General features: G+C 57.9%; 23 protein-coding genes. 17 read left to right on the top strand and 6 right to left on the bottom strand.

All coding sequences use genetic code 11. The features are described from left to right. Positions 1–7: 7 nt before the first annotated feature. From AC6I6H_RS02280 to AC6I6H_RS02260, 5 genes are all read left to right on the top strand, one after another. Positions 8–2,128, top strand: coding sequence for a peptidoglycan D,D-transpeptidase FtsI family protein (locus tag AC6I6H_RS02280; RefSeq protein WP_497950591.1), 2,121 nt, complete (start codon positions 8–10; stop codon positions 2,126–2,128). A 162-nt stretch (positions 2,129–2,290) separates the two neighbouring features. Next, complete coding sequence (locus AC6I6H_RS02275; RefSeq protein ID WP_497950588.1) at positions 2,291–2,977, top strand: hypothetical protein; 687 nt, start codon at positions 2,291–2,293, stop codon at positions 2,975–2,977. Between the two features lie 22 nt (positions 2,978–2,999). Continuing rightward, positions 3,000–4,337 (top strand): oligosaccharide flippase family protein, encoded by a 1,338-nt coding sequence (locus tag AC6I6H_RS02270; protein ID WP_497950584.1) that lies wholly within the window; start codon positions 3,000–3,002, stop codon positions 4,335–4,337. Continuing rightward, positions 4,334–5,548 (top strand): glycosyltransferase family 2 protein, encoded by a 1,215-nt coding sequence (locus AC6I6H_RS02265; protein ID WP_497950581.1) that lies wholly within the window; start codon positions 4,334–4,336, stop codon positions 5,546–5,548. Before AC6I6H_RS02270 ends, AC6I6H_RS02265 begins: the two co-directional genes overlap by 4 nt. 58 nt (positions 5,549–5,606) lie before the next feature. Further along, a complete protein-coding gene (locus AC6I6H_RS02260) occupies positions 5,607–6,521 on the top strand; it encodes a decaprenyl-phosphate phosphoribosyltransferase (RefSeq protein WP_497950578.1) in 915 nt (304 codons plus the stop codon). 329 nt (positions 6,522–6,850) lie between these two features. Here the strand turns inward: AC6I6H_RS02260 and AC6I6H_RS02255 are convergent, their stop codons facing one another. After that, positions 6,851–7,699 (bottom strand): sugar phosphate isomerase/epimerase family protein, encoded by an 849-nt coding sequence (locus AC6I6H_RS02255; protein ID WP_497950575.1) that lies wholly within the window; start codon positions 7,697–7,699, stop codon positions 6,851–6,853. A 216-nt stretch (positions 7,700–7,915) separates the two neighbouring features. Here AC6I6H_RS02255 and asnB point away from each other — a divergent pair, with 216 nt between their 5' ends. The 8 genes from asnB (at position 7,916) to AC6I6H_RS02215 (ending at position 16,786) form a co-directional block, all read left to right on the top strand. After that, positions 7,916–9,796 carry an asparagine synthase (glutamine-hydrolyzing) gene (gene asnB / locus AC6I6H_RS02250; protein ID WP_497950570.1) on the top strand — a complete coding sequence of 627 codons (1,881 nt, stop codon included), beginning with the start codon at positions 7,916–7,918 and terminating at the stop codon, positions 9,794–9,796. A gap of 107 nt (positions 9,797–9,903) precedes the next feature. Next, positions 9,904–10,650 carry a Cof-type HAD-IIB family hydrolase gene (locus AC6I6H_RS02245; RefSeq protein ID WP_497950567.1) on the top strand — a complete coding sequence of 249 codons (747 nt, stop codon included), beginning with the start codon at positions 9,904–9,906 and terminating at the stop codon, positions 10,648–10,650. Between the two features lie 6 nt (positions 10,651–10,656). After that, complete coding sequence (locus AC6I6H_RS02240; protein ID WP_497950827.1) at positions 10,657–11,139, top strand: DUF456 domain-containing protein; 483 nt, start codon at positions 10,657–10,659, stop codon at positions 11,137–11,139. Between the two features lie 29 nt (positions 11,140–11,168). Continuing rightward, positions 11,169–11,906 carry a ThuA domain-containing protein gene (locus AC6I6H_RS02235; RefSeq protein WP_497950565.1) on the top strand — a complete coding sequence of 246 codons (738 nt, stop codon included), beginning with the start codon at positions 11,169–11,171 and terminating at the stop codon, positions 11,904–11,906. An 18-nt stretch (positions 11,907–11,924) separates the two neighbouring features. Next, positions 11,925–13,559: a putative polysaccharide biosynthesis protein gene (locus AC6I6H_RS02230; protein WP_497950561.1), complete on the top strand. Its 1,635-nt coding sequence runs from the start codon at positions 11,925–11,927 to the stop codon at positions 13,557–13,559. 89 nt (positions 13,560–13,648) lie between these two features. Further along, positions 13,649–13,999 (top strand): thioredoxin family protein, encoded by a 351-nt coding sequence (locus tag AC6I6H_RS02225; protein WP_497950559.1) that lies wholly within the window; start codon positions 13,649–13,651, stop codon positions 13,997–13,999. Between the two features lie 172 nt (positions 14,000–14,171). Continuing rightward, positions 14,172–15,938, top strand: coding sequence for a UbiD family decarboxylase (locus AC6I6H_RS02220; RefSeq protein ID WP_497950557.1), 1,767 nt, complete (start codon positions 14,172–14,174; stop codon positions 15,936–15,938). 11 nt (positions 15,939–15,949) lie between these two features. Next, positions 15,950–16,786 carry a Cthe_2314 family HEPN domain-containing protein gene (locus AC6I6H_RS02215; protein WP_497950553.1) on the top strand — a complete coding sequence of 279 codons (837 nt, stop codon included), beginning with the start codon at positions 15,950–15,952 and terminating at the stop codon, positions 16,784–16,786. Between the two features lie 240 nt (positions 16,787–17,026). On the opposite strand, the gene AC6I6H_RS02210 is transcribed toward AC6I6H_RS02215, so the two are convergent. Next, positions 17,027–17,272 (bottom strand): NifU family protein, encoded by a 246-nt coding sequence (locus AC6I6H_RS02210; protein WP_497950549.1) that lies wholly within the window; start codon positions 17,270–17,272, stop codon positions 17,027–17,029. A 76-nt stretch (positions 17,273–17,348) separates the two neighbouring features. Between AC6I6H_RS02210 and AC6I6H_RS02205 the strand changes: the two genes are divergently transcribed. After that, on the top strand, positions 17,349–17,603 hold the full coding sequence (locus tag AC6I6H_RS02205) for a YuzB family protein (RefSeq protein WP_497950545.1): 255 nt from the start codon (positions 17,349–17,351) through the stop codon (positions 17,601–17,603). A 704-nt stretch (positions 17,604–18,307) separates the two neighbouring features. Here AC6I6H_RS02205 and AC6I6H_RS02200 read toward each other — a convergent pair. Further along, the gene (locus tag AC6I6H_RS02200; RefSeq protein ID WP_497950540.1) at positions 18,308–19,372 is read right to left on the bottom strand and encodes an NAD(P)/FAD-dependent oxidoreductase; all 1,065 of its coding nucleotides are present in this window, start codon (positions 19,370–19,372) and stop codon (positions 18,308–18,310) included. A gap of 148 nt (positions 19,373–19,520) precedes the next feature. Further along, positions 19,521–20,621, bottom strand: coding sequence for an aminofutalosine synthase MqnE (mqnE, locus tag AC6I6H_RS02195; protein WP_497950535.1), 1,101 nt, complete (start codon positions 20,619–20,621; stop codon positions 19,521–19,523). A gap of 276 nt (positions 20,622–20,897) precedes the next feature. Here mqnE and AC6I6H_RS02190 point away from each other — a divergent pair, with 276 nt between their 5' ends. The 3 genes from AC6I6H_RS02190 to AC6I6H_RS02180 all read left to right on the top strand — a co-directional run bounded on the left by AC6I6H_RS02190 (position 20,898) and on the right by AC6I6H_RS02180 (position 24,417). After that, positions 20,898–21,737: a nucleotidyltransferase domain-containing protein gene (locus tag AC6I6H_RS02190; protein ID WP_497950531.1), complete on the top strand. Its 840-nt coding sequence runs from the start codon at positions 20,898–20,900 to the stop codon at positions 21,735–21,737. 372 nt (positions 21,738–22,109) lie between these two features. Next, positions 22,110–22,466 carry a HesB/IscA family protein gene (locus AC6I6H_RS02185; RefSeq protein WP_497950527.1) on the top strand — a complete coding sequence of 119 codons (357 nt, stop codon included), beginning with the start codon at positions 22,110–22,112 and terminating at the stop codon, positions 22,464–22,466. Positions 22,467–23,433: 967 nt separating this feature from the next. Then, positions 23,434–24,417: a phosphotransferase family protein gene (locus AC6I6H_RS02180; RefSeq protein WP_497950524.1), complete on the top strand. Its 984-nt coding sequence runs from the start codon at positions 23,434–23,436 to the stop codon at positions 24,415–24,417. Between the two features lie 95 nt (positions 24,418–24,512). Here AC6I6H_RS02180 and AC6I6H_RS02175 read toward each other — a convergent pair whose 3' ends face one another. Both AC6I6H_RS02175 and AC6I6H_RS02170 read right to left on the bottom strand, forming a co-directional pair. Further along, on the bottom strand, positions 24,513–24,977 hold the full coding sequence (locus AC6I6H_RS02175) for a DUF2812 domain-containing protein (protein ID WP_497950521.1): 465 nt from the start codon (positions 24,975–24,977) through the stop codon (positions 24,513–24,515). Next, positions 24,970–25,248, bottom strand: coding sequence for a PadR family transcriptional regulator (locus AC6I6H_RS02170; RefSeq protein ID WP_497950517.1), 279 nt, complete (start codon positions 25,246–25,248; stop codon positions 24,970–24,972). The genes AC6I6H_RS02175 and AC6I6H_RS02170 overlap by 8 nt, the downstream gene beginning before the upstream one ends. Positions 25,249–25,459: the final 211 nt, after the last annotated feature.

Genomic DNA, 25,459 nt, shown 5'->3' with positions numbered 1-25,459 from the left:
GGTTGTCATGCAAAATTCGTCGGATCTCGAACACGACCGGCAGAAGCGGGAAGGCCGGCTGCGCCGGCATTTCTCGCTCCGTATCAACATGTTCTTTTTCGTTACGTTTATTTTGTTTTCCACGCTGATCATCCGGCTGGCTTACCTGCAGTTTATCGAAGCGCCGGCCTACATTGCGCAAAAGAATTCCTCGACCAACGGCGTGGTCTATCTGACGCCTGCGCGGGGCAACATCTACGATGTGAAAGGGGCGCCGATCGCCACCTCGCAGTCGACGCAGACCCTGTTTTTCCAGACGGACCTGGCGTTCCAGGAAGCGGGAGCTTCCGAGAACAATAAAGCGAACCAGTACGAAACGACGTTAACGATCGCCAAGACGCTTGAGCAGGCGTTTGCCAAATACGGCGACAAGGACGCCAAAAAGCTCACCGCGCCGGAAATCTTTGAACTCATGGATACCGAGTATACCTATGAGGGCGGGGAGCGCACCCGGAAAAGCTACGGGTACTGGCCGCGCCGGATCAAGTCGGGGCTTACCAATGAGGAGCTGGCGTTCATCGCCGAGCACAAGGACGAGCTGCCGGGCATTGAGGTGCGGGAGGAAAGCATCCGCGAATACGACGACGACCCCAACCAGCAGGTCGCGGTGCAGCTTGTCGGCTACATGGGCAAATACAGCGGAATCGTCAACGGCAAAAATGAAGTGGGCGAGTTTTACCGCAGCAAAGGCGACCCGCAAAAGAAGGACAATCCCTACGCAAGCGATTATGTCGGCGTAGACGGTCTGGAATATCTTTATCAGGATGAGCTTCGCGGCGAAAGCGGCAAACGGGTGTATCCCGTCAACAACCGGAACCAGATCATCGGCGAAGCCGAGGTCACCTACCCGGTAAAAGGCAAAAACCTGTACCTCACCATCGACCGGGAGGTTCAGCTGGCCGGCCAGAAGGCGGTCAAGGAAACGCTGGAGAAGCTGCATAATCCGAGAAACAAATACGAGGCCCTCGGCGTAAAAGCAAACTCCGGCTATGCGGTCGCCATGGAAGTGGACACGGGCCGCGTCGTCGCCATGGTCAACTACCCGGACTACATGCCCGCAGATTGGTACGACATGTCCAACGAGCGCTATCAGGAAATCATGAACCTGATCCCGAACGGCACCATCCGCGAGCGCCGCGCCAACCTCCAGGACCCGAAGGAATTGGCCAAGCGGGCCTCTTCGCTCGTGCCGCTCGGCTCGACGATCAAGCCGCTGACCGTGCTGCTCGGGCTGAAGGAAGGCTTGATCGGACCGTACGAGTCGTATTACGACACCGGCAAGATCACCTACGGGGCCGACAACAAGGCCAAGGTAGCCAACTCCGAGCCGGGCGCGCGCATGCTGAACCCGACGAGCGCCATCAAGTTCTCCTCAAACACCTTCATGGCGGAAAAAATCGGGCTTGGCCTGTACAACCGCTATACGTATTACGAAAACAAAGGCACGACTCCGCTGGACGTCTGGGACAGCTACATGAAGAGCTTCGGCCTCGGCCTGAAGCCGGGCAGCGGCCTGCTCGGCGAAGACGACGGCTACCGCGATTACGTGCTGGAAAACGAGAGCTCGCAAACCCGGCTTGTCTTGTCTTCCTTCGGACAAGGCGCGAAATACACTACGCTGCAGCTTGCGCAATACGCCGCCATGCTGGGCAACAAAGGCAAACGGATGAAGCCGATCTTTGTCGACCGGATGACCACGTACGACAACAAGGTGGTCAGCACCTGGAAGGACGAGATGGAGGTATTGAGCACCGCCGATTTCACCGACCAGCAGTGGAAGGTTGTACACGACGGGATGCGTTCGGCGGCGGAAGGCTTTGAAGACGGCGCGCTGCCGTTCGAGGTCGCCCGCAAAACGGGGACCGCGCAGGCCTCGATCGCCGGTCAGGACATCAACAACGCGACGTTCATCTCGTTCGCGCCGGCCGACAAGCCGAAGCTGGCCGTCGCCGTCGTGGTGCCGGAAGGCGGCTACGGCCGTTACGGAGCCGCTCCCATTGCCCGGGCGATTTACGACGCCTATTTCGGCATCAAACCGGAGGCGGAAGGAAACGAAGGAGGCGCGTCCGGGGTGACAGTCAACCCTTGACGGCCGAAGGAATAAACACGCGCCTGCCAAAACGGAACCGATTCATTCGGTTCCGTTTTTTTGTGCATAATTATGCAGGTACAAAGTCCTATTCAAATCTTATAATTTTACAATTATAGTAATAAATAGACATAACAAAATAAGGTGAAATGGGGAAAAATTATGGATTTCCTGCGCAAGTGGCTTTGGGCTGTTTTCCTGCTGCTCGGGTTGGCCGGTTTCGTATTTGTATGGCTTGTCATTCCGAGGGAACCGGAGATTGAAAACGTTTGGCATTTGGCCGCGAAGCTGGTTGCCTACGGCTTTATCCTCGGGTTTATCGCCTTTTTCCCGAGCCGGCTCAAGTACGGCTTTGTTCTGGTCTACTTGCCGTTCCTCGTTTTCCTCGGCTATTTGATTCCAAGGGTGAGTTTTTTCGGAGTAACGGGAAATGTAATCGTTACCAATTTTGAAACCGTCGGCGAGTGGTACACGCTGCTGTACCTTCTGGTCGTTCAGATGATCAATCTGACGGTAGCCTTCGCGTATCGGATGGGGGGAGGCACGCCGGGACGGACGATAAAAATCTCGCTGCTCGCCACCATCACGCTGTTTTCCGGTTTTCTCGACCTCGCCTTTTATACCATCAATCCGGTGGATGTTCCTGAAGGCGGTCTGATTTATGCGCATCACATTACCGTGATTGTGGGCCGGGCGCTTTCCTATAATGAAACCATAGTTTTCGCGCTTTGCCACCTTCCGCTCTTCCTGCTGGTGCTGGCGGCGCCTTTGGACAAGTGGTTCCGCGGGATCGCCGAACGGCTGGAAAACCGGACGGCCGCCAAGCGGGAAAAACCCGCTGTGCTGTGACGGCGCAGGGAGATGCCCGACGATGAGGGCCCGAGCGGAGAGAGGACTGGCCGGCACGCTTCTCCGGAGGGCGCTGCATAACGCGGAAGCGGTCCGGTTTGCAAAAAACATCGGCTTAACCTTTGGCTTCAAAGCGCTGTCGCTTGCGGCGACCTTGGCCGTTTCCGTTCTGTGCGCCCGCGAGCTGGGGGTGGAGGCCTGGGGCCGGGCGGGGCTTGTCGGAAACGTCGCCAATCTGCTGCAAATTGTGCTTACGCTCGGCTTGTACAACGGGATCGTCAAGTACGGGCCGCTTGCCTCCCCCGGCGAAGGACGGGAGCTGATGGGGACGGCGCTTGCGGCTAATCTGGCCTTCACGCTGGCGGGCGCCGGCTTGCTGGCCGCTGCCGCTCCCGCCGCTGCGCAATTGTTCGGGCTTCGAGAGGAGCTTTGGCTCTGGGCGCTCGGCTACGGAGCGGTGATCAACCTGTACATCCTGAGCGAATCGTTCCTCCGGAGCCGGCAGCGATTTCTGGCCATCGGCCTGTACAAGCTGTACGGCTCGCTCCTGATGCTGGGCGCGGCGCTTCTCGGGCTCTATGCGTTTGGCGCTTCGTCGCTTGCCGTGTATCTGGTGCCGATGATGGGCTATCATGCGGCTTTTTTCATCGCCGCGCTGCGAAAAAGCGGCTTGCGGCCCTTGCAGGCGAGCCTCCGGGCACTCAAAAAGCTTATGGCATTCGGCTCCTACACCATGCTTTCCACACTGGTATCGACGCTGCTGTTTACGAGCGACCTGCTTTTTGTAAACCGGTTTGCCTCCGACTATGACCTGGGCGTATATACGGTTTACCAGAGCACGATCCGTTCGCTGTTCACGATCCTGTTTCACGATGTATTTGCCGTTGTTTTTTTGCCGATGATCGCCGGGCGGGACAAGCTTGAGATCGACCGGCTGCTGCTCCGCTTTTCGGCGCCGCTTGCGCTGCTTATCGGGCTGGGGGCGGCCCTGCCGACGGCGGCGCTTGTGCTGCTGTACGGCGATTCGTTTCCGCTGGACTGGACTTATGTGGCGCTTACCTCTGCGGGCATTGCGCTGAACGTGCTGTATTTGCTGTTTGTGGCGGTGGTTTCGCTGGACGGCGTAAAGGCGGCCAGGCTGGCCTTCGCCGCGCTGCTTGTCCCGCTTCCGGCGCTGCTGCCGATGCAGTATTTACTCGTCCGGGAAGGAGGCATCGTCGGCGGAATGGTTTCCGTCATCCTGCTGAACGGGGTGCTGCTCGTCTCCTTTCGGCTGGCGATCCGGTTTTTTTACCGCCGCGAAGGGAACGCTTCGCCGCCAATTTTGGAGGATACGGGGAAGGAGGGAACCCGGATTTGATTCGATACAGTATTGTCATCCCGACTTACAACAACAAAACGTTTCTCCGCAACACCCTGGAAGCCCTTGACGCGCAGTCCGGGATGGAGCCGGGCAGCTTCGAGGTGATCGTGGTGGACGACGGCTCCACGGACGGAACGGGCGACGAGGTCAAGCAAACGCCGCGCTCGTATCCGCTCGATTATCTTTATCTGGAACGGGAGGCGGTATCCTGCCGGGCCCGCGTGCGCAACCTCGGCTGGAAAAGGGCGCGGGGCACCTGGCTGGTGTTTCTCGACTCCGACATGATTGCGGCCCCGGATTACATGCGGGAGCTGGACCAGTACCGGCAGAGGGACGAGCGGATGGTCGTCATTGGCCTGCGGTACATGCTGAAGGAGCCGGTCTCCCTGGAGGAGATCCAATCGGGAAGCTTGTTCAAGCGCAGCTACCGCTCGCTGGATTACATGGAAGCGCGGCATTTCGAATGCCAGATCGCTTCGTTCAACATGGCGGCCCTGCGCCATCCCTGGCAGTTCGTTTACACGTGCAGCCTTGCCTTGTCCAAGGAAACAATGGAGGAATTGGGCGGGTTTGACGAGGGGTTTACGGGCTGGGGGCTGGAGGATACGGATTTCGGCTACCGCTGCCACAAAAAAGGGCTTCCGCTTGTCTGCCATCCGGGAATGGAGGCTTTGCACCAGTACCACGGAGAGGCATACGGGGATTTGCGGACCATGGAGCGCATGGTCGATTGGGACCGGAATTTGACACGAATGTACCGCAAACATCCATCGCTTTCCAAGGAGCTTCCCCGCCGGGTCGTCAACCTGTCGTATTTTCTTGGAAGGACCGTCCAAATGCTGATGCGAAAAGAACGCAGGCGCAAGGTGCATCGGCTGGTGCTCTCGGAGGAAAGCGGGCTCGCGCCGCTCAAGGAACAGATTCTCGCCCTGTCGGGCGGGCCGGGACGCCTTATCATCGTTCGGGACGAAGCGGAAACGACCGACCTGCCGCTCTGGATTCAGCTGCTCGGGCATACGCCAAGCGAAATTCGCTATTATCCCGCTTCTTACTGGTTTGATCCCAAGGAGGTCAAACGGTACTGCCGCAAGGTGTTTACCGTGCGGCGCAAGTGCATTTTGATGCAGCGCTCCGCCCGGCTGGTGCTGGCCAAGCTGGGCAAAGCGGTCCGTTCGGGCCGGAAGACCGTTCTGGAGCGTCAGGCTTAAACGGCCGAAGAGCCAAAGGGAGAGCAAGCGAATCAATCGAACCTAAGGAGGCCGAGCGATGCAAGCGGGCAAAGAAACGATACGGTTGCCAAGGAAAGTCGCCTTCATCGACACGCTGCTGCTTTTGCTGACTCAGCTTCGCCCGCGCCAATGGACAAAAAACCTGCTCGTTTTCGGGGCGCTCGCCTTTTCCCGGGACAAGCTGAATGTGGAAGGGATTTCGCTTGATCTGATCGCTTTCGTGCTGTTCAGTTTCACTTCCGGCTGCGTTTACATCATGAATGATTTTGTCGACCGCAAAGCCGACCGGCTACATCCGGATAAATGCATGCGGCCGATGGCGTCGGGACGGCTGAATCCGTTTCTGGCGCTTTCCTTCGGGGCGGCGCTCTTGACGGCTTCGCTCGGCTTCGGCTTTTACCTGAACGGGGAATTCGGCTTTCTCCTGTCCTTTTACTTTCTTCTGAACGTGCTGTACTCCCTGAAGCTGAAGCAGGTCGTCATCCTGGATTTGATGGTGATCGCCGCCGGGTTCGTCCTGCGCGCCGTCGCCGGCGGGGTGGTGATCGGCACGCGTTTTACGCCCTGGTTCCTCATGTGCGTGTTTCTGCTTTCGCTTTTCCTCGCCATCGGCAAACGCAGACATGAGCTGCTGCTGCTCGAGCACGCCAAAGGCTCCCATCGCAAGGTGCTGGATTCGTATTCGGAATCGCTGCTCAACCAGATGTCAGGCGTCGTGACAACGATGACGATCATGAGCTACTCCCTTTACACCTTCCTTTCCGGCAACTCCGGTTATCTGATGCTGACCATCCCCATTGTCATTTACGGCATGTTCCGGTACTTGTACCTGATTCACATCCTGGGAAAAGGCGGCAAGCCGGAAGCGCTGCTTTACCAGGACAAGGGCATTTTGTTCAGTGTGCTGGTTTTCGGCGGCGCGGTTGTGGCGATCATTCAAGTGGGGATGTGAGCGGAACACCAGCCGTCCCGTCCATATGTACAACTGCGGGTTTTCGCCGGCGGTCAGATGAAAAGATCCAAAAAGAAGGACGCCGTTCCCATCCTTTGGGTTCACGGCGCCCTCTTTTGCGCTTGGCATGCCTATATACAGTTTGCTTGCAAATGTTTATGGAAAAAGCGCGATTTGTTCTTCAGCGGCCTGTGTAAAGCAGGCCGTTTTTACGTCGCGCGCGCAACGATAACCTCCGCCGCTGTCTGCCGCCGCGAATGCCGCCCGCGTGCGAGCTCTCGGCCCCGCGTTTAGCTCGCCGCTGTGGAGAAGGGAGCGCCGGCCGTCGGTTATTCCAGCCCCGCCGCCCGGTATACGCGGGCAAACCCTTCCGCCGAACGCGCCAGCAGCTCGTCCTGCGTGCCTGCAAGCGGGCCCGGTGTCAAAATTTCCTGGGCAATAACGCCCTTGTAGCCGATCTGGTCCAGCGAGCGTACGAAAGCCGCCAGGTCGATTGCTCCTTCGCCGGGGAACAGGCGGTCGTTGTCCAGAACATCCTCCACCGGAACAGGCTTGGCGTCGTTGATATGCGCATGGACGATCTGCTCCGGCCGGAGCTTCCGAATGTCATCCGCCGTTCCGCCCGTTGTATGCCAGTGGTAGGCGTCGTACAAATAACCGATATTTTTCTCTCCGATGGCGTCAAACCAGTCGAGGAAGTGGTCCGGCTCCCACAGGAAGGGATGCTTCCAGGCGGTCCGCAGATGATGCGGGCCGACGAACTCCAGTCCGAGCCGGATGCCGTAGGCGCCCAGAATTTGTGCGCACTGGCGCAGACGGCGCGTGGCGAGGGCCATAAACCGGACCGGGTGCAGGTCCGTGGCGGGCAGCACGTAGGTACAGCAGGCCGTGCAGCCGAGCGCCGCGGCCGCTTCCGCGTCGGCCGCAAGCCCGGCGAGTCCGGCGCGGAACGCTTCCTCTCCGGCCCGCCACTCCACGGACAGGCCGATGCTGCCGATCCGCACGCCCAACCCTTCCAGCAGCTCGCGCGCGCCTTCCGTTCCTTTAGCCGCAAGCAGCCGGCGGATTTCGCCCCCGTCCGTGTCCACCGCGCCGAACCCGTACTTCGCGGCCGCAGCCGCATACGCTTCCAAGCTTGCAAACCCGCCGATGCCGGCTGTCGTTAATCCTTTTATCATGTACGATCTCCTCCTGCCTGATTGCCTGTGCCCTGATTCAGTTCCACTTTACCCTGTTTGCCCCGAAATAAAAAGAAGATTGGCGAATTTCCTTCCCGGTAGGCGTATGGTATACTTATTTATCGTGAAATCGTCCTAAGGCGCGGTCTTTTGACCAAAGAGATAACGGCAAGGCTCCGGCAACGGGGCTTTCGGAAAATGTGGAGAGTGGTTAACGTGTGCGGGATTACAGGAATGATGTTGTTTGACGGAAACGTTCCGTCCAGGGAGACTCTGAAGCGCATGACCGACGTCATCGCCCACCGGGGTCCGAACGATACCGGATTTTTGACCGAACCCGGCGTGGGGCTCGGCTTCCGCCGCCTGTCGATCATCGACATCCGGGAAGGACATCAGCCGCTGTGCAACGAAGACGAAACCGTTTGGATCATATTCAACGGCGAAATATACAATTACAAGGCGCTCCGCGCTATGCTGGAGGACCGGGGGCATGTGTTCCGGACCCATTCCGACACGGAGACGATCGTCCACTTGTATGAGGAATATGGGGAAGCCTGCGTGGGAATGCTGCGCGGGATGTTCGGCTTTGCCATCTGGGACCGCCGGAAGCGGATCATGCTCGCGGCGCGGGACCATTTCGGCATCAAGCCGTTTTACTACCATTTCAGCGGCGACCGGCTTGTGTTCGGTTCGGAGATCAAGAGCATCCTGGAAGCGGAGAATGTCCGCCGCGCGGTACGCACGGAAAGCCTCATGAACTATTTGACCTTCCAATACGTGCCGGAGCCGGACACCATGTTCGAAGGCATTCAAAAGCTGCGTCCGGCCCACTACCTGAAAGTGACGGCGGACGGCAAGATGAGCGAGGTCCGCTACTGGGACCCGGCGTTCGAGCCGACGGACCGGCCGTTCGGCGATTATGTCGAAGAAATCCGCGCCAAGCTGCTCGATTCCGTCGAGCATCACCTGGTGAGCGACGTGAACCGGGGCTGCTTCCTGTCGAGCGGCATCGACTCGACGGCGATGGCCGCGCACATGCGGATGTTCGAGCCGATCAAGACCTTTTCCGTTGGCTTCGAAGGGGCCAACAACGAGACGGTGATTGCCGCCGAGACGGCGAAGGCGATCGGGACGGACCATTACGCCAAAATCATCAGCGAAGACGATTACTTCAACAGCCTGCCAAAAGCGGCCTGGCACCAGGACGAGCCCGTGGCCGACCCGTCCGCCATCGCTTTGTATCATCTGGCGGAGCTGGCGAGCCAGCATGTCACGGTGGTCCTGTCGGGCGAAGGGGCGGACGAGCTGTTCGGCGGTTACCGCATTTACCGGGAGCCGGGCTCCCTGCGGGCGCTCTCCTGGCTGCCGCTTCCGCTGAAGCGCGCCGTGCACGGACTGGCTTCGGTTCTGCCCGCCGGCACGCCGGGACGGAACTTCATCCTGCGGGGGTCGACTCCGCTGGAGGAACGCTTCCTGGGCAACGCCAAAATTTTCACCGAGGACATGAAGGCCGGCGTGCTGCAAAAGGGAGCCGACTTGCTCGGGACCTACAAAAACCCGCTGCAAATCGCGGCGGACTACTACGCCAAAACCCGCGGACTCGATCCGGTGACCCGCATGCAGTACATCGACATGAACCTGTGGCTGCCGGGAGACATCCTGATGAAAGCCGACAAGATGACGATGGCCCACTCGCTCGAGCTGCGCGTGCCGTTCCTGGACAAGGAGCTGTTCGAGGTGGCGCGGAAAATTCCGGTGAACTATCGTCTTGGAGGCGGAACCACGAAATATATATTCCGTAAAGCAATGGAAGGGATTATTCCCGACTTTATCCTGAACCGGCCGAAGCTGGGCTTCCCGGTTCCGATGCGCGACTGGCTGCGCGGCCCGCGCGGAACGCAGCTTCTGGAGCAGATCGAGGCGGGAGGCATCGGCGACTTCGTCCGGTTTGACGCGGTCGAGCGGATGCTGGCCAGCCACCGCAGCGGCCAAGGCGACTACGCGCGACGGCTGTGGGTGATCTACATGTTTGCGCTGTGGCACTCCGCGTACATGCTGCCGCAGGCTTCCGGCCGCGGCGTATCGGTAACCGGCTGACGGAGAACACCGGCCGGGCCGCTTCAGGCGGTCCGGCGCTTCGATCCGGCGCCCCTCGCGCGGCGCCGATATAAAGCGGCAGACAGCCACAACAGACGGAGGTAGAGATGACCGAGTACAAACTGATCGCGCTGGATATGGACGGCACGCTGCTGACCGACGACAAGAGGATTTCCCCGGAAAACCGCAAATGGATCCACCGGGCCATCGAGCACGGAATCACCGTCATGTTCGCCACCGGGCGGGGCGTGCAGAGCGTCGAGCCCTTCGTGCAAGAGTTGAACCTTCGTTCGCCGATGGTTTCGGTGAACGGAGGCGAGGTCTGGGAAGCGCCCGGCGCGCTGAAAACGCGGCATGAGATGGAAAAAGACTGGATCCGCGACCTGCTCCGGCTGGCCGAAGAGCACAGCATCTGGCATTGGGCCTATACGGTCGAGGGCATGTTTAACGCGGAGCGCTGGGTGGACGATATCGAAGCATTCCAGTGGCTGAAATTCGGCTATTACTCGGAAGACGCGGAGGTGCTTGCCCGGGTACGCGCCCTTGTGGAGGCGCAGGACCGGTACGAGATCACCAACTCGCATCCGTTCAACATCGAAATCAACCCGAAGGGAGTGAGCAAAGCCAGCGGAATCCGCGAGGTATGCGAGCTGCTCGGCATCGGCATGGAACAGGTCATCGCTTGCGGCGACAGCCTGAACGATTTGCGGATGATCGAGGCGGTCGGGCTTGGCGTCGCCATGGGGAACGCCCAGGAGGCGGTGAAGCAGGCGGCGGACGCGGTGACGGGGACGAACGAGGAAGACGGCGTGGCCCAGGTCATTCGCCACTATATTTTTGGAGAGAAGGGATAACCTTTGCTGTCCGTTATCGGCTGGATCATCATTATCGCGTTGTTCGCCATCGGGATGGCGGGAACGGTGTATCCGGTTTTGCCCAGCGTTGTGGCGGTGTACGCCGCCTTTTTCGTGTACGGCTGGTTTTTCGGGTTCGAGCCCTTCGGCTTCTGGTTCTGGTCGATCCAGACGGCTTTTTTCGTGGCGATTTTTGTCGGGGATTATGTGATAAGCGCGCTAGGCGTGAAAAAATTCGGCGGTTCCCGCGCTTCCGTCATCGGAAGCACGGTCGGGCTGATCATCGGCCCCTTTGTCCTGCCGTTTCTCGGTCTTATTCTCGGCACGTTCCTCGGGGCTTTTCTTGGCGAGCTGACCACCGGCGCCGGACCGAAAAAATCGTTTAAAGCGGGCATCGGCTCGCTGGTCGGCTTTTTCTCGAACGCGGTGGTCAAGATATTCCTGCAAATCATTATGATTGTTCTGTTCTTTATTTGGATTCTTTTCTGATTCCACAATCCGCGATGAGGTGATCCGAGATGATCAAGGTAACGGTTTGGAACGAATATTTGCACGAACGGGATGAGACCAGCACGGTCAAAGACGTGTACCCCGAGGGCATTCACAAGGCGATTGCGGACGGCATCGCCAGCGAAGACTTTGAAGTCCGCACGGCCACCATGGACCAATTCGAGCATGGCTTGACGGAAGAAGTGCTGAAGGATACCGACGTGCTGATCTGGTGGGCTCACAAAGGCCACGATCAGGTGACCGACGCCATCGTCGAGCGCGTGCACGAGCGTGTGCTGAAGGGCATGGGGCTGATCGTGTTGCACTCCGGGCATTTTTCGAAAATTTTCAAAAAGCTGATGGGCACGACCTGCGACCTGCGCTGGCGGGAAGCCGGCGAGAAGGAGCGGCTGTGGGTCGTCGATCCGGCGCATCCGATCGCCGAAGGCATCGGCCTTTATTTTGAGCTGGAGCATGAGGAAATGTACGGGGAACACTTTGACATCCCCGCTCCGGACGACCTGGTGTTCGTCAGCTGGTTTGAAGGCGGGGAAGTGTTCCGCAGCGGCTGCACCTATCACCGGGGCCAAGGGAAGATTTTCTATTTCCGTCCGGGCCACGAAACCTATCCGACCTATTACAACGAAAACGTGCTGAGGGTCATCTGCAACGCCATCCGCTGGGCGACGCCGAAGCACGGAGCGCTTCCGATTTACGGGTTTAACGAGCCTCTCGAACCGCTTAAATCGCGTCCAAGCAACTCATAAGGAAGAAGGGGCTTTCGCTTGTCCAAGGATTCGTTAGTCAAAGGCACGATCATCCTGACGCTCGCCGCTTTCGTGGCCCGGTTTCTCGGCTTTGTCCAGCGCATCCCGCTGCAGCACCTGCTCGGCGACAGCGGGATGGGCACCTATACGGTGTCTTACAACATCTACTTTATCTTTTTTACGATCGCCACCGCTGGATTGCCGAGCGCGGTCAGCAAGCTCGTGTCCGAAAGGATGGAACTCGGCCGGAAAGCGGAAGCCGACCGGATTTTCACCGCGGCGGTCTGGTTCGCGCTCGTATCGGGCGTACTGATGGGCATTTTCCTCTATCTGTATGCGCCCGTGCAGGCGGCGACCAGCAAGGACCTCACCGCCGTCGCCCCGATTCGCGCCCTGGTGCCGGCCCTTATGCTCTTTCCCCTTGCCGCGATTATCCGCGGTTATTTCCAGGGGCGGCGGAGTATGATGCCGAACGGGCTGTCGCAAATTTTTGAACAAATCCTTCGGGTGGTTACGGCCGTCCTGCTGGCGTACCTGTTCGTTCACGTGTTCGATTGGGGCTTGTCCTGGGGCGTAACCGGGGCTTCCTTCGGCGGCGTGATGGGCACCCTGGCGGCAATTGTCGTGCTGCTCTTCTATTTGGGCAAGCTGCGCCGGCAGGATGAGCAGGAGGGGCTGGTGGCGACCGAACGGGAGCGCAAAGCCGCCGCCCGGCTGCGCTACCGGGACATCTACCGGACCCTGTTCGTCATCGCGGTGCCGATCGTGCTTTATTCCGCCACCGTGCCGGCGATCAACTTCATCGACTCCTCCATTGTCAAGCCGCTTCTGATCGGACAGCTTGGCGACGCGGCGGCCCAGAACATTCTAGGCCAGCTCGGCGGACGGGCCCAATCGCTGGCGGGGCTGCCGATCGTGCTCGCGGTCGCGATCAGCCAGTCGATCGTGCCGATCGTGTCCGCGGCCTTTGCCAAAGGCGACAACCGGCTGGTTGCCCGCCAGGCGGGCCGCGCCCTGCAGCTCGCCGTGCTGTCTGGCCTGCCGTTTGTCATTCTGATCGCCGTCGGAGCGGTGCCGATCAACTCGCTGGCGTTCGGCAACGACCACGGGAGCGGGCTCATCGCCTTTCTGACGGTGACGGCGCTGTTTCAAATCCTGATGCAAACCTCGGGAGCCATCCTCACCGGGATGGGCGTGCTGAAACCGCTGGTCGGCCATTTCGTGATCGGAATCGCCGTCAAGCTGATTTTCAGCTACGCGCTGGCTCCGCTGTGGGGCATCTACGGCATCATGACCGGGACGGCGCTCTGTTTTATCGTCATCGCCTGGCTGAACGACCGGAGCCTCAAGCAGCGGGTGCCGGGGTTTGTCACCTTCCCGAAGAAAAAATGGGTCCGTCTGCTGTTCTCGGCGGGCGTGGTCTCCCTGGCGGGCTGGCTGACCGCCAAGCTGTCCGGCCTGTGGATCAGCGGCATTCCGTACCGGATCGACTTCCTGATTCAATCCTGTCTCGTCGGCGCCGTAGTCGGCGTGCTTTACCCGGTCATGCTGGGGGTAACCCGCGTCGTGACGAGGGAGGACATCAAGACGTATCCGGCAGCGGTGCAGCGGCTGCTCGGCAAGCTCGGCCGTCTGGCCGGCTTCCGGCTCTAGCCGGCGATGATCCCCCGGATCTTCATCCCGTTTGACTTCGGCCGGACGCCGTGATATACCTGTTTTAAATCAGACAGGGGGAGTGCCGAATGAGAAAAGTGCACACGGAAGAAGCGTTCCGCGAAAGCGTCGCGCGTCCGCAGCCGACCGTCGCGGTGTTCAAGGCCGAATGGTGCGGCGACTGCCGGTACATCGAGCCTTTTATGCCGGAGCTGGAAGCGGCTTATGCCGGCCGGCTGGAGTTTATCGAAGTGGACCGGGACGAGCTGCCGGACCTGAGCATCGGGCTGGGAATCATGGGCATTCCGAGCTTCCTCTTCTTTGCGAACGGCCAGGAAGTCACCCGGTTCGTAAGCAAGCTGAGAAAAACGCGCGCGGAGATTGAAGCCTACCTGGACAAATCGCTGCAGGTGGCGGAATCCCTCGGGCAAGCCAAGTAAAGCCGGGGCCGCTTCCGCCGTTTGGGCAGAGGTTCCCCGCAAAGATAACGGCCGCCTGCCGGCCGCAGGGCGTTTCGCCGCTTCCATCGAAGCGGGAAACGCCTTTTCATTTTGTGCTCCTCCGGCAAAAACGCTATAATTGAGGCATTCATACCCATAAAGGAGCCTCTCTATGCATCGTAATTTGCGTCAGTTCGTCGGCGCTCTGCGTCGGGAAAACGAATTGGCTGTCATCGACGCGCCGGTCGACCCGAACCTGGAAATCGCCGAGATCCACCGCCGCGTCATGGAAGAAGAAGGGCCTGCTCTGCTGTTTACAAACGTCAAAGGAAGCACGTTTCCGGTCATCACCAACCTGTTCGGCAATGAAAAACGGATCAATCTCGCCTTCGGCCCGCGTCCGGAAAACCTGATGAAGCAGGCGGTCGGGGCGCTGGAGACGCTGCTGCCGCCTACGCCCAAAGCGGTCTGGGGACAAAAAGGGCTGCTTTGGGAGCTGCTGAAGGTAGGCCATAAGCCTGTCCCCGCCTCCATGGCGCCGGTTTTGCAGGTGTGCGACCAGGACCGGCCCATGACCAAGCTTCCCGCCATTACGTCCTGGCAGGAGGACGGGGGGCCGTTTATTACGCTTCCGCTTGTTTATACCGAGCATCCGGACAAAAGCGGACACAACCTGGGCATGTACCGGATGCAGGTGTTTGACGGCCATACCACCGGCATGCACTGGCAAATCCACAAAGGCGGCGGTTTTCACCATCATGCGGCCGAAGAGCGCGGGCAGGCGCTGCCCGTCACCGTCTTTCTCGGCGGCCCGCCCGCGCTGATCGCGTCGGCGATCGCGCCTGCGCCGGAGTTTTTGCCGGAGCTGCTGCTCGCTTCGCTGATTCTCGGCGAGCGGCTCGGCATGACGCAGGCGCCGGAAGGCGGGCACCGGCTGGTCGCCGAGGCCGAATTCGCCATCCGGGGCAGCGTGCCGCCGCATGTGCGCCGCATGGAAGGGCCGTTCGGCGACCATTACGGCTACTATTCGCTGGCGCATGAATTCCCGGTCCTTCAGGTGGACCGGGTGTATCACCGCAAGGACGCGATCTATCCGGCAACCGTAGTCGGCAAGCCGAAGCAGGAGGACTATTACCTCGGCGAGTTTCTCCAGCGGCTTTTGTCCCCGGCGTACCCGATGGTGATGCCGGGCGTCCGCGACCTGTGGGCCTACGCCGAATCCGGCATTCACGCGCTTGCCGCGGCTGTCGTTCGGGAAAGCTACAAACGTGAAGCGATCGTGTCGGCCTTCCGGATTCTCGGAGAAGGCCAGCTCTCGCTGACCAAGTTCCTGATCGTGACCGACCGGCCGGTCGAGCTGGCCAACTTCCCGCAGCTGCTCGAAACCGTTCTCGAACGGTTCGATCCGGCGCAGGATTTGTTTATTCTCAACCACACCTCGCACGATACGCTGGATTACACCGGCCACCGGCTGAACCACGGCAGCAAAGCCGTGCTGCTCGGCGTGGGCGAGCCGGTCCGCGAGCTGCCGGCCGCGTATACCGGCGGCCAGCTTGCGGGCATCCGGTCCGCCGCCGTGTACTGCCGCGGCTGCCTGCTTGTCTCGGGCGCGGCGTATACGGACGATCCGGGCCTGGCCGAGCGGATCGCGCTTACGGAAGGCGACCGGCTCGGAGACTGGCCGCTCGTCATACTGGTGGACGACGCCGCAGAAGCCGCGCGAAGCCAGACGGCGTTTCTCTGGACGGTGTTCACGCGCTTCAACCCGGCCGCCGACATCTACGCGGCGAACACGGTGGAACGCCACCGCTTGAGCTACCGGCTGCCGATCGTCATCGACGCGCGGATGAAGCCGGGGTACCCGGATGAGCTGTTCCCGCGCGAGGACGTCGTCCAGCTGGTGGACAACCGCTGGAAAGAGTATTTTCCCGGAGCCTGAGGAGGGTAGGCATGCTGCGATTTCTGTTCGGAGAAGAGCGAAGAGCCGACGAAGGGCTGTATGGAGAAGCCGCGCGGCGCATTAACCGCTACACGGAAAGGCACGGGGACACGGTGCCCCTGACCGTCGAGCGGCCCGGCCGCGCCGGGAGGTCAGCGCCCGCGCCAAGGCACGAGGCGGCCGGCGCGCCGCGGTCCGTCCCCGCCCGCGGCCCCGCGGCTTCGACCGGGGCGGTACGGGCGGGCCGGCCGCAGGCCGACGCCGAAAGCCGGCAGCGGCGGCTGAGCATTCTCGCTCACGGGCTGCTCCGGTCGCTCGATGAGCTGGAGCAAAGCATGTACGCCTGTATCCGCTTCAAAGACAAGGTGACGTCCGCCCGGTACATGGAAGAGATGGACCGGGCCCAACTGGACGATTATCACCGGCATGTGTATTTTTACAAAAACGCCTTGGTCCGCATCTTTTCCACGCTGGACAAGCTGGGCGGGTTTCTGAACCTTCAGCTTCGCCTGGAAACCGAGCGGGACAAGGAAAACTATTCCTATTTTACGGTGCTGCGGCGCATGCGCAAGCTGCGGAAGGCAGCCGGACTGGAGCAGCAGCTGTACGAGCTGAAGCTCCGCTACCAGGACCCGATGCTCCGGCTCAAGCGGCAGCGCAATCTGGAGGTCCATGCCATGAACGAAGAATTGGCGGACGATTACGAGCTGCTTCCCGCGGCGGGACGAACCCCGGTCGAGGACCTGGACGCGAAGCTGAACGAGCTGGCGCAGGGGTACGAAGTCGCCTGCAAGGCGCTGATCGCTTCGTTTCGTTATCTGGAGGGAGCGCCTGAGCAGGAACGGTAGCCGCAAGCGGCTGGGGCGGGAGGTGCTGGTAGGCCTGACATCCGCCAGCTGCGGCATTCGCCACGCTGCCACTGGTATTCGCTTGCCAGACACCGCTTCCCCCGCCGTCCATCCGCGCTGCCACCGGGTTTCGCTTGCCAGACACCGGCTTCCCCCGCCGTCCATCCGCGCTACTTCAGATGGCAGCAAAAAAAGAGCCCCGATATGGGGCTCTTTCCGTTTGCAAAAGGCTCGGCAGGATCAGAATACCTGCATAACCTCTTCGATACCTTCGACTTCCTCTATAAGGGCGCGTTCGATGCCCGCCTTCAGCGTAATCGTGGAGCTGGGGCAGCTGCCGCAAGCGCCTTGCAGACGCAGTTTGACGATGCCGTCTTCGACGTCGACCAGTTCTACGTCGCCGCCGTCGCGTTGCAGGAACGGGCGGAGCTTGTCGAGAACCTCCTGCACTTGATCGTACTGGCTCATTTGGGTCTGTTCGCTCATCTGATATCAACTCCTTTCCTTCCTTTGTTTATTATATTACAATTGGATGAAAATTAAAATAAGCGGGATGTGAACCATGCGTCCGATCATTGAATTTTGCACGTCCAATCTGTTTCACGGAACCGATGAGGTTATGGAAAAGCTGGAGCAAAACCCCGATTGGGATGTGATCGAATACGGCTGCCTGGGCAACTGCGGCCAATGCTTTGCCGAGCCTTACGCGCTTGTAAACGGCGAGATTATCGCGGCGGAGAGTGCCGACGCTCTCTATGAAGCCATCCTGGCAAAAATCCGGGAGCTCGAAGAGTGGGACAAGCTCATGCTGGATTAATGCGGTGCTGCCCTCTTGCAGGCAACTCGCAAGCTTCGCCGCGAGCCCGTTATGTTTCTAACGGTTGCCACAGCGCTTATTTGCCCCAAAAAGCCCCTTTTCAAATTCTAACGGTTGCCACAGCGCTTATTTGGGAAAAAACAGGCGAAATCAAGCAAAAAAACGAAAATAAGCTCGGTGGCAACCGTTACATTTTCGGAAGCCCCGTTTTGAAGCAAATAGCCGCTGTGGCAACCGTTACATTTTTGCGAGCCTCTTAAATGAAGCAAATGGCTGCTGATGGCGCGTCTTTCGGGATGCCTCATTTTGAAGCAAATGGGTTCCGGCCCAATCGTTGCAGCTTCGGGGTGCCTCTCTTGTAAGCAACTGCCTGCTACGGCGACCGCTCTTTTTCGGTAACCTTTACGGAAAGCGAATAGCTGTTGCGTCAACCGTTACCGGTTGCAGTGCACCTTATGCGCAAACCGTTCGCACCTCTTTGTTTGGAGAACTTACCGCTCCGGCAGTGAGAAAAGGGAGTGCCTGGGAAGTAAAGAGGCGGGAGCGGGGAGAAAAAAGGGGCTTGCCCCTCAGGGAAGGACCTCGCCCCCGGCTGCCGTGGCTTGCGTTCGTTCCTTGCCCTTCAGGCGGGAACTCCGCCCCCGGCTTGCCGGGCTTTTTTACACTCGCCGGAGGGCAGGGCCCGGACCGTTCGGCTGCAAGAATCAGCCGAAATGATGCTTGGACTTCCAGAGCACGCCGCTTTTCAGCGTGCGCGGTACCATGCCGAGCAGCACCGTTTTATCGCCCATCAGCCCGAATCCCGACTTCTTGCCGAGCGACCCGAGCACCCCTTTCAGCTTGAGTTTTCCCAAGCGGGGGTGTTCGTTTTTCCATCCGGCCCGAATGACCTCGGCGATCTGCTTGCCTTGGGCTTCCGCCGCTTGCGCGCTCGGGGCGTACACCAGGCTGGCGCAGTCGCCCACCACATAAACGTCCGGGTACGCCGGGATCTGATGGAATTCGTTCAGCTTCACGCGCCCCGTTGCGTCTTTCGTGACGGCCAGCTGCTGCACCGCTTCAGCCGGCTGGATGCCGGCAGTCCAGACCACCTCATCCGACAAAATCGCTTCTTCCCGGTTGTACACCACGCCCGGCTCTACCGACACGATAGAAATATGCGCCCGCAGCTCCACGTCATGTTTGGTAAACCACTCCCGGGTGTACCGCCGCAGCTTTTCCGGAAAAGGGGAGAGGATGCTTTCGCCCCGGTCCAAAATGCGGATGTTGAGGTCCGCCCGGCTTTCCCGCAGCTCCGCAGCCAGCTCTACGCCGCTCAGGCCGCCGCCTACGATCGTCACCTGACCGTAGGGCTTTACGTCGCCCAGCCGCTGGTAGGTCTTCCGCGTGGCGGAAAGACTTTGGATGCTGCACGTATGCTCGGGCGCGCCGGGCACGTTGTGGTACTTGTCCGTGCAGCCAAGTCCGATTACCAGCGTATCGTACAAAACGGGATCGCCTTCCCGCATGAGCACCATCCGGCGTTCGGGGTCGATGGCGAGAATATCCCCGTACTGCTTGCGAAGGCGGGGCCCCGCCGGAAAAGGGACCCGGATAGCCGAATCCGATACCGTTCCGGCCGCCAGCGCATAATATTCCGTTTTGAGTCCGAGATAAGGAAGACGGTCGATCAAGGTGATTTCTACGTCATCGGGAAGATTGTTGTTCAGCAATTCCGCCGCGACGGTCGTTCCTCCATACCCGCCGCCGGCAATGACCACTTTACGCACCGCAACCACGCCCCTTGCAGCCGCCCGGGGACGGCTGTAGATTGGTATGTCCGCCAACTGTCCCTTTTTTCGTCAAAACGGTTTCATGAAAGTCCGCCGGGAAAGGACCCGGTTTCCGCCGGGCCCTCCATCAAGCCGGCCGCCCGGCTCAATAAACGGTGATTTCGTTGTAAAAGGTGTCGCGCTCCACCGGTATCCGGTCCGCGCTTTTGATCAAGTGCACCAGGTCGCCTTTGGTCAGCCCTTCGGGAGAAAGCGCGCCGGCCGAATGGCTGATTCGCTCCCGCACGATGGTACCGTGCACGTCGGATGCGCCGAAGTGCAGGGCGATCTGGGCGATCTGCGTGCCCAGGTTGATAAAATACGCCTTGATGTGCGGGATGTTGTCGCACATGAGACGGCTGACCGCGATCGTTTTCAGGTCGTCGAAGGCCGACACGCGGCGCTTCAGCCCCATGGATTTCGAGGCCGGCTGCACGGAGTTGGGAATAAAGACCATAAAGCCGTTTGTTTCGTCCTGCAGCTCACGCAGGTAAATCATATGCTGCACGCGTTCCTCCAGCGTTTCGATCGAGCCGTACAGCATCGTCGCGTGCGTTTTCATGCCAAGCCGGTGCGCCGTCCGCTGGACCTCCAGCCACTGGTCGGTCGTCGCTTTTCCGACGCCCATCTTTTGCCGGTAGCGCTCCGACAGGATTTCCGCGCCGCCGCCGGTCAAGGTGGACAGCCCCGCGTCCATCAGGGCGAGCAGCACCTCTTTGTAGCTCATGCCGCTCAGCCGGGAAAAGAATTCGATTTCCGCCGCCGTGTGGGCTTTGATTGTGATGTCCGGGTAGCGCTGTTTGAGCGCCCGCACATACCCCAGGTAGTAGTCGAACGGAACATGGGGGTTATGCCCGCCCGTGATATGAAACTCCCGCATGCCGGGCTGCAAATGCTCGTCGATGTAGGCGAACATTTCCTCCGGGGTGTGGGTAAACGCGCCTTCTTCGCCTTCGTCGCGCCGGTAGTGGCAGAAAGCACAGCGCGCTTCACAGACGTTGGTGAAGTAGAGGCTCATGTTCTCGATAAAATAAACCTTTTTGCCGTTCTTGCGCAGGTTGACCTTGTTCGCCAGCATGCCGAGCGCCGCCAGATCGTCCGACCGGTAAAGAAAGACGCCTTCCTCCAGGCTCAGCCGTTCGCCGTTCTCCACCTTCTCGTGTATGGCGGCCATGCGTTTTTCGGGCGATGGGACGACAATGCTCATCGAAGCACTCCTTTTCTCGCGCGGGCTCCAAGAACCCGATTCTCGCTTTCTATTATAAAGGTTTCAAGGAGGAGGGGGCAAATCGCCGCTAACCCCCAATCCGCGAAGGTTGTTCTCTTGGTTGCAAGTAACAAAGTCCTTTATAAGCGCAGACCGTTTTGATAAAATCGTGCCGATGAAAAAATAAGGCGTTGTTGAATGGGGATGTTTTTTGCGCTGATCGCGCAGCTTCGGAAAAGCCGGTTTTCAGGAAGCACTTCTTTAGGAGGACAAGTCATGTTAAAAGAACTTCAACTTGTACACAACGCCTTTATAACAGTCATGAAAGCGGAACAAGGCGTGCTGGGGGCATGGTATTTTGGCTCTGCCGCACATGGGACAACGGACGATTACTCGGATATCGACATTGTTTTTTTGGTGGAGGGGAGTTTTTTTACGGCTGTGGATGAAAATCTTACAGATACGCTTGGCGGGGTATGTGAAGAAGTCATCCTGTGCTGGCCGGAGGAGTTTAACAGCCACGCCATCAAAAACTACGGTTATATTCTTCAGCAGAATCAACGCTTGCTTCAATATGATGTTTTCCTCCTAAATCAGGAATACATAGACGACTTTATGTGCCGAATGCATTACAGCGCATTACAACCGCGGGATATTGTATTTGATAAGAACGGCAGCGTGCAGGCATTACTCCATGCAGGGACAAAAGGAGAGCTATGGCGGGATGACATTCAGAAGCTCATCAGGACCTATTGGTATCACATACAGATGACTGCCAAATATTTTGCGCGTAAAGATTTTTTCAAGTTAAACGCTGTCTTGCGTATTTTGATGGATACTCATAGCTCGTTGCTTTTGACGGCGTACGATAAAATTACTTGGGGCGGATGTGCCAACAAGCTGCATTTTTTGGATGAAACCAAACAGAAGCATTTAATGAAATACGGCTGTGTGGAAGATTTTGCGATGGTCCGAAAGAATCTCCTGCAAGCTATGGAGTGGTTTGAGGATGACGTCAGGGAAATCGGAGGCTTGGGCGAGGTTGCGGAAAACCAAAAAATTGCGGACCTCCTAAAAAAGGATTGGTTAATGCGTACGGAGATCGTTGTGGAATAGGAAATAAGGCGTGTACGAAAAGTGAAAATGGAAAGCAACAGGGCTGGAGAAATGCGGGGGTGGTTGCTGAAGGGCGGGGAAGCTGCTTGCGGGTCAGGAGAAAACGGGTGAGGTTGCTGAAGGGCGGGGAACTGCTTGGGGGTCAGGAGAAATGCGGGGGAGGTTGCTGAAGGGCGGGGAACTGCTTGGGGGTCAGTAGAAATGTGGGTGTGGTTGCTGAAGGGCGGGGAAGCTGCTTGCGGCGGCCATGCGGAAGGCGGGTTGAGCCGTGCCGGAAAAGGGGGTATACTGAAAAGAGAAAGCTGAGAATGCTTATCAAGTAAAAAAGGGGCCGGCTGTCCGGCCAATTCACCATACAAGGAGGAACACCCGATGATCACCATCTCCGATCCCGCCCTGTCGCGCATCAAGGAAATGCTTGAGGAGAACGAGCTGCCGAATCTTTTTCTGCGCATTGGCGTGCAGGAAGGCGGCTGCAGCGGCTTTTCGTACGCGATGGGTTTTGACAACGAGGAACAGGAAGGCGACCGGACGCTGGACATGAACGGCGTGCGCGTGGTCGTCTCCGAAGACGACGTGAAATACTTGAACGGCCTGAAGGTCGACTATCAGGACGCCGGAATGGGCGGCGGGTTTACGATCGACAACCCGAACGCCTCCGCGACCTGCGGCTGCGGTTCGTCGTTCCGCACGAAGACGGATGCCGGCAAGGCTGAGGTTTGCGATTAAGCAGTTGGCGAGCTCCCAGCCCGGAAATAAAAGAGGCGGAACCAAGGTGGAAATTCACTTGGAACCGCCTCTTTATTTGCGGTGACATTCCTTTAAGTCTGCTATCAGATTTGGAGAATCCTGTTTTACGCAGGACAGATTTACGTTACGCCGAATCTGAAAAGATAAGGAAGAGCAATTTTCGAATTGTTGAGGACATTAGCTTCGGGGGCATGACCTGCGGCTGGCCATAATTCCTGCATAAATGCAGCATTGCCGGAAGCAGAAGAACCTGTTTCCCGATATTGCTGCGATTGTGCAGGATTTTTTTTCGTTCAGCGGGCGGATAGCGGCAAGGAGGCAGATAATGCTGCACAATGGCAGCATTATCCCCCATATCGCCTTTACGGAGCCGGGAAATAATGCACATTTGCATTATTGGCCATTGTCCTTCTGCCAACCTTGGTCTGCGCCGCACGCAGCAGCTTCTTCAGAAGCAATCACGGGCACGTAACCGGTGCCTGTCAGTTGGATGTGCTTTAAGTCAAAAAAGGAATGTTGTCCAGTATGCGAAAGGTTAACTTCTCCCACCCAACTCCGTTTAGCGGTGCCAGATCCAAATTTTGGCAGGTTATCGGATCCTGTTGGCGAATTCCCCGATCTTCTGCGGTTTTCCAAGGAAGCATTCGCGTTTACACGAACAAGCCGGACAGATTGTATAGCGAATAGCGAAGAACGCTGCCGCTGCTCAACGAGGAGCAGCGAAAGTCCATCGCAGACCTATTACCGGCTGCAATCCAAGAATGCACAAAAGGTCTCGAACGCAACAAAAAAAGCCCCGGGAAGCGAATTCCTTGGGCTTTCGAATGACGATTTTTGCAAAGACCTTAATTCAACATCATAACAAACCGCTTAGAAACAGTCTATACTTTATTTTCCAAAACCCCTATATTGATCATGCCTGAATTCAATAGAAGGAGAGCGGAATATGGACGGATGGCGGCATTTACTACAGGGAGAGCTTGGGGCTTGGGTGGAACGGATTTTTGGAAGGGGGTATCAACCGGAAGAAGCGGTGCCGCTGCGCGGCGGAGCGCAGAAAGTCGTTTATTTGGTTAGCTGCTCGAATGGGTTTCGCTTTATTCTGTACATTTGGGATGTGCGGTTGAACTACTTTTGCGAAGAACTGGAACGGAAAGCAGAATCGGAGCCGATTTGGGGTTATGGCGGCCAACCATTTCACTCCGTGAACACCTTTCTGAAACAGCTTCAAATTCCGACACCGGAGCTTTATCACTTTGAACCGGGAGGCCTCAAGGGGGAGGCGGACTTCGCATTTGTCGAGTACATCGAAGGGAAGGAAGCCTCGGATTTCTTTCAAGCCGATCCCGGGACTCAAGATCAAGTGTTCGAACCTCTTTCCGCGATGCTGAACCGAATGCATCAACAAACCAGAGCGCACTGGGGAAGCCTTCAGGAACCGGTACCGGAGGCGCAGGCCGGGTGCCATTTGTCTGTGTTGGCAGGAGTTTGCCGGGATCTGGACTATTTGTCCGCCAATGCTTCGGAATTTCGGAACGGGCGTGACAAGTTTATTCAAGTGCTCGAAGCTTTAGCCGCAAAAATCGGGGCGAGGTCCTGTTACCGTTTTATCCATGCGGAACTGGGGCCGAATCATGTTCTGGTGGACAAGCAGCTGCGTCCGTGGCTGATCGATATCGAAGGGGCCCAGTTTTTCGATCCGGAATACGAGCACAGCTTCATGGAGTCCCGGTTCAACAACTATGAGCGTTATTTCAAGGATGCTCGGCTGGACCCCCACAGAATGACTTTTTATAAGCTGGGTCATCATATTTCCTACAGTGCCGGGGCCCACCGGTTGCTTCAGAGAGACTATCCGGACGCAGAACTCGTGAAAGGCATAATGGCGTTTAATACGCAGAGCGCCCTCCGGATACTTGCCGATTATTGATGCGAAAGTAATTCGATTGATTAAGGAGAGGTGAAGCGTTTCACAAGCAGGGGCAGGAATGAACGCCCCTGTTTCTTCACTTTGCCGCTTTTTTCTTATGCAGGGTTATGCGGAATCCAATACATAATTAGCCCCAGCCCCTTAAAAACAAATGCGGCCGGTTCAACGAAAGTGCCCAAAACGATGCAGACGATCAGCAAGAGCAAAGGAAGCACGGAGAGCGTGCCGCTTAGTTGTCTGTTTTTTCGGAGAAGTTCTATTTCGGATTCTGAATCGCTGTATATAGGGGGTGTGCCTGCCTCCGCCCTGAAAATCTGGCAGCCGCTTTCGGCTACAATGGGAGTCCACCCGCTGACTTCGTAAAATGACATCATTTCCGGGTTTATGCGTACCTCTGAGTTCAAGGCATAATCGAAATCATGCGGAGCTCCCTTTTCAAAACGATAGAAAAAGCCGCTTACTCCGGTTAAGTGCCATCCTTTTTGACTCATCGTTTTCAGCACATTCCGATCTCTTTCCGGGTCCATTGCAAATCCGCTGCGCAACCGATATTTAGCCACTTCGTTTTCCCCCTGATTGAAAAGCTTTTTTTGCAATTTCGACGATGCTTACTCTTCGGTTGAAATTTTCTCGAAGGGTTTTGCTTCCTTCCTCCGTTATCTGATAAAGAATTTTCGAGTCTTCTTCTTTGGTTTCCGCAATCCAGCCGGCCTCTTTTAATTTCCGGAGTGTGGTATACATCGTGGCCGGGCCGATAGTAACGTCGCCCTCGGTCATCTCTTGAACGATTTGCATTATGCGATAGCCGTAGATCGGTTCAAGCGTTGCCAACAAAATCAGACAAATACTGTCTGTAAGTTCACCCGATTCGTAAGGGCTATCTTTTCGTTAACGAGCATGGAGAGGAGAGGGTTGACAAAAGGGAAGACAACAACAATAATAAACATATGAATACATGTTCATATGTTATACATTTAAAATTTGGTTTCCCAGGAAAGAGGTTATGAACCATGAGAAATGGGGAGCGCAACAACGTTACGAC

This window comes from Gorillibacterium sp. sgz306347 (assembly GCF_059735245.1).
This window is presented reverse-complemented; position numbering and strand designations above follow the sequence as displayed.

Excerpts from the sequence above, each read along its gene's own strand:
- AC6I6H_RS02185 (WP_497950527.1), top strand. The coding sequence starts at position 22,110 with ATGATCACCATCTCCGATCCCGCCCTGTCGCGCATCAAGGAAATGCTT.
- AC6I6H_RS02255 (WP_497950575.1), bottom strand. The coding sequence starts at position 7,699 with ATGATAAAAGGATTAACGACAGCCGGCATCGGCGGGTTTGCAAGCTTG.
- AC6I6H_RS02220 (WP_497950557.1), top strand. The coding sequence starts at position 14,172 with ATGCATCGTAATTTGCGTCAGTTCGTCGGCGCTCTGCGTCGGGAAAAC.
- mqnE (WP_497950535.1), bottom strand. The coding sequence starts at position 20,621 with ATGAGCATTGTCGTCCCATCGCCCGAAAAACGCATGGCCGCCATACAC.
- AC6I6H_RS02190 (WP_497950531.1), top strand. The coding sequence starts at position 20,898 with ATGTTAAAAGAACTTCAACTTGTACACAACGCCTTTATAACAGTCATG.
- AC6I6H_RS02215 (WP_497950553.1), top strand. The coding sequence starts at position 15,950 with ATGCTGCGATTTCTGTTCGGAGAAGAGCGAAGAGCCGACGAAGGGCTG.
- AC6I6H_RS02260 (WP_497950578.1), top strand. The coding sequence starts at position 5,607 with ATGCAAGCGGGCAAAGAAACGATACGGTTGCCAAGGAAAGTCGCCTTC.
- AC6I6H_RS02275 (WP_497950588.1), top strand. The coding sequence starts at position 2,291 with ATGGATTTCCTGCGCAAGTGGCTTTGGGCTGTTTTCCTGCTGCTCGGG.
- AC6I6H_RS02245 (WP_497950567.1), top strand. The coding sequence starts at position 9,904 with ATGACCGAGTACAAACTGATCGCGCTGGATATGGACGGCACGCTGCTG.
- AC6I6H_RS02205 (WP_497950545.1), top strand. The coding sequence starts at position 17,349 with ATGCGTCCGATCATTGAATTTTGCACGTCCAATCTGTTTCACGGAACC.
- AC6I6H_RS02270 (WP_497950584.1), top strand. The coding sequence starts at position 3,000 with ATGAGGGCCCGAGCGGAGAGAGGACTGGCCGGCACGCTTCTCCGGAGG.
- AC6I6H_RS02210 (WP_497950549.1), bottom strand. The coding sequence starts at position 17,272 with ATGAGCGAACAGACCCAAATGAGCCAGTACGATCAAGTGCAGGAGGTT.
- AC6I6H_RS02180 (WP_497950524.1), top strand. The coding sequence starts at position 23,434 with ATGGACGGATGGCGGCATTTACTACAGGGAGAGCTTGGGGCTTGGGTG.
- AC6I6H_RS02235 (WP_497950565.1), top strand. The coding sequence starts at position 11,169 with ATGATCAAGGTAACGGTTTGGAACGAATATTTGCACGAACGGGATGAG.
- AC6I6H_RS02280 (WP_497950591.1), top strand. The coding sequence starts at position 8 with ATGCAAAATTCGTCGGATCTCGAACACGACCGGCAGAAGCGGGAAGGC.
- AC6I6H_RS02225 (WP_497950559.1), top strand. The coding sequence starts at position 13,649 with ATGAGAAAAGTGCACACGGAAGAAGCGTTCCGCGAAAGCGTCGCGCGT.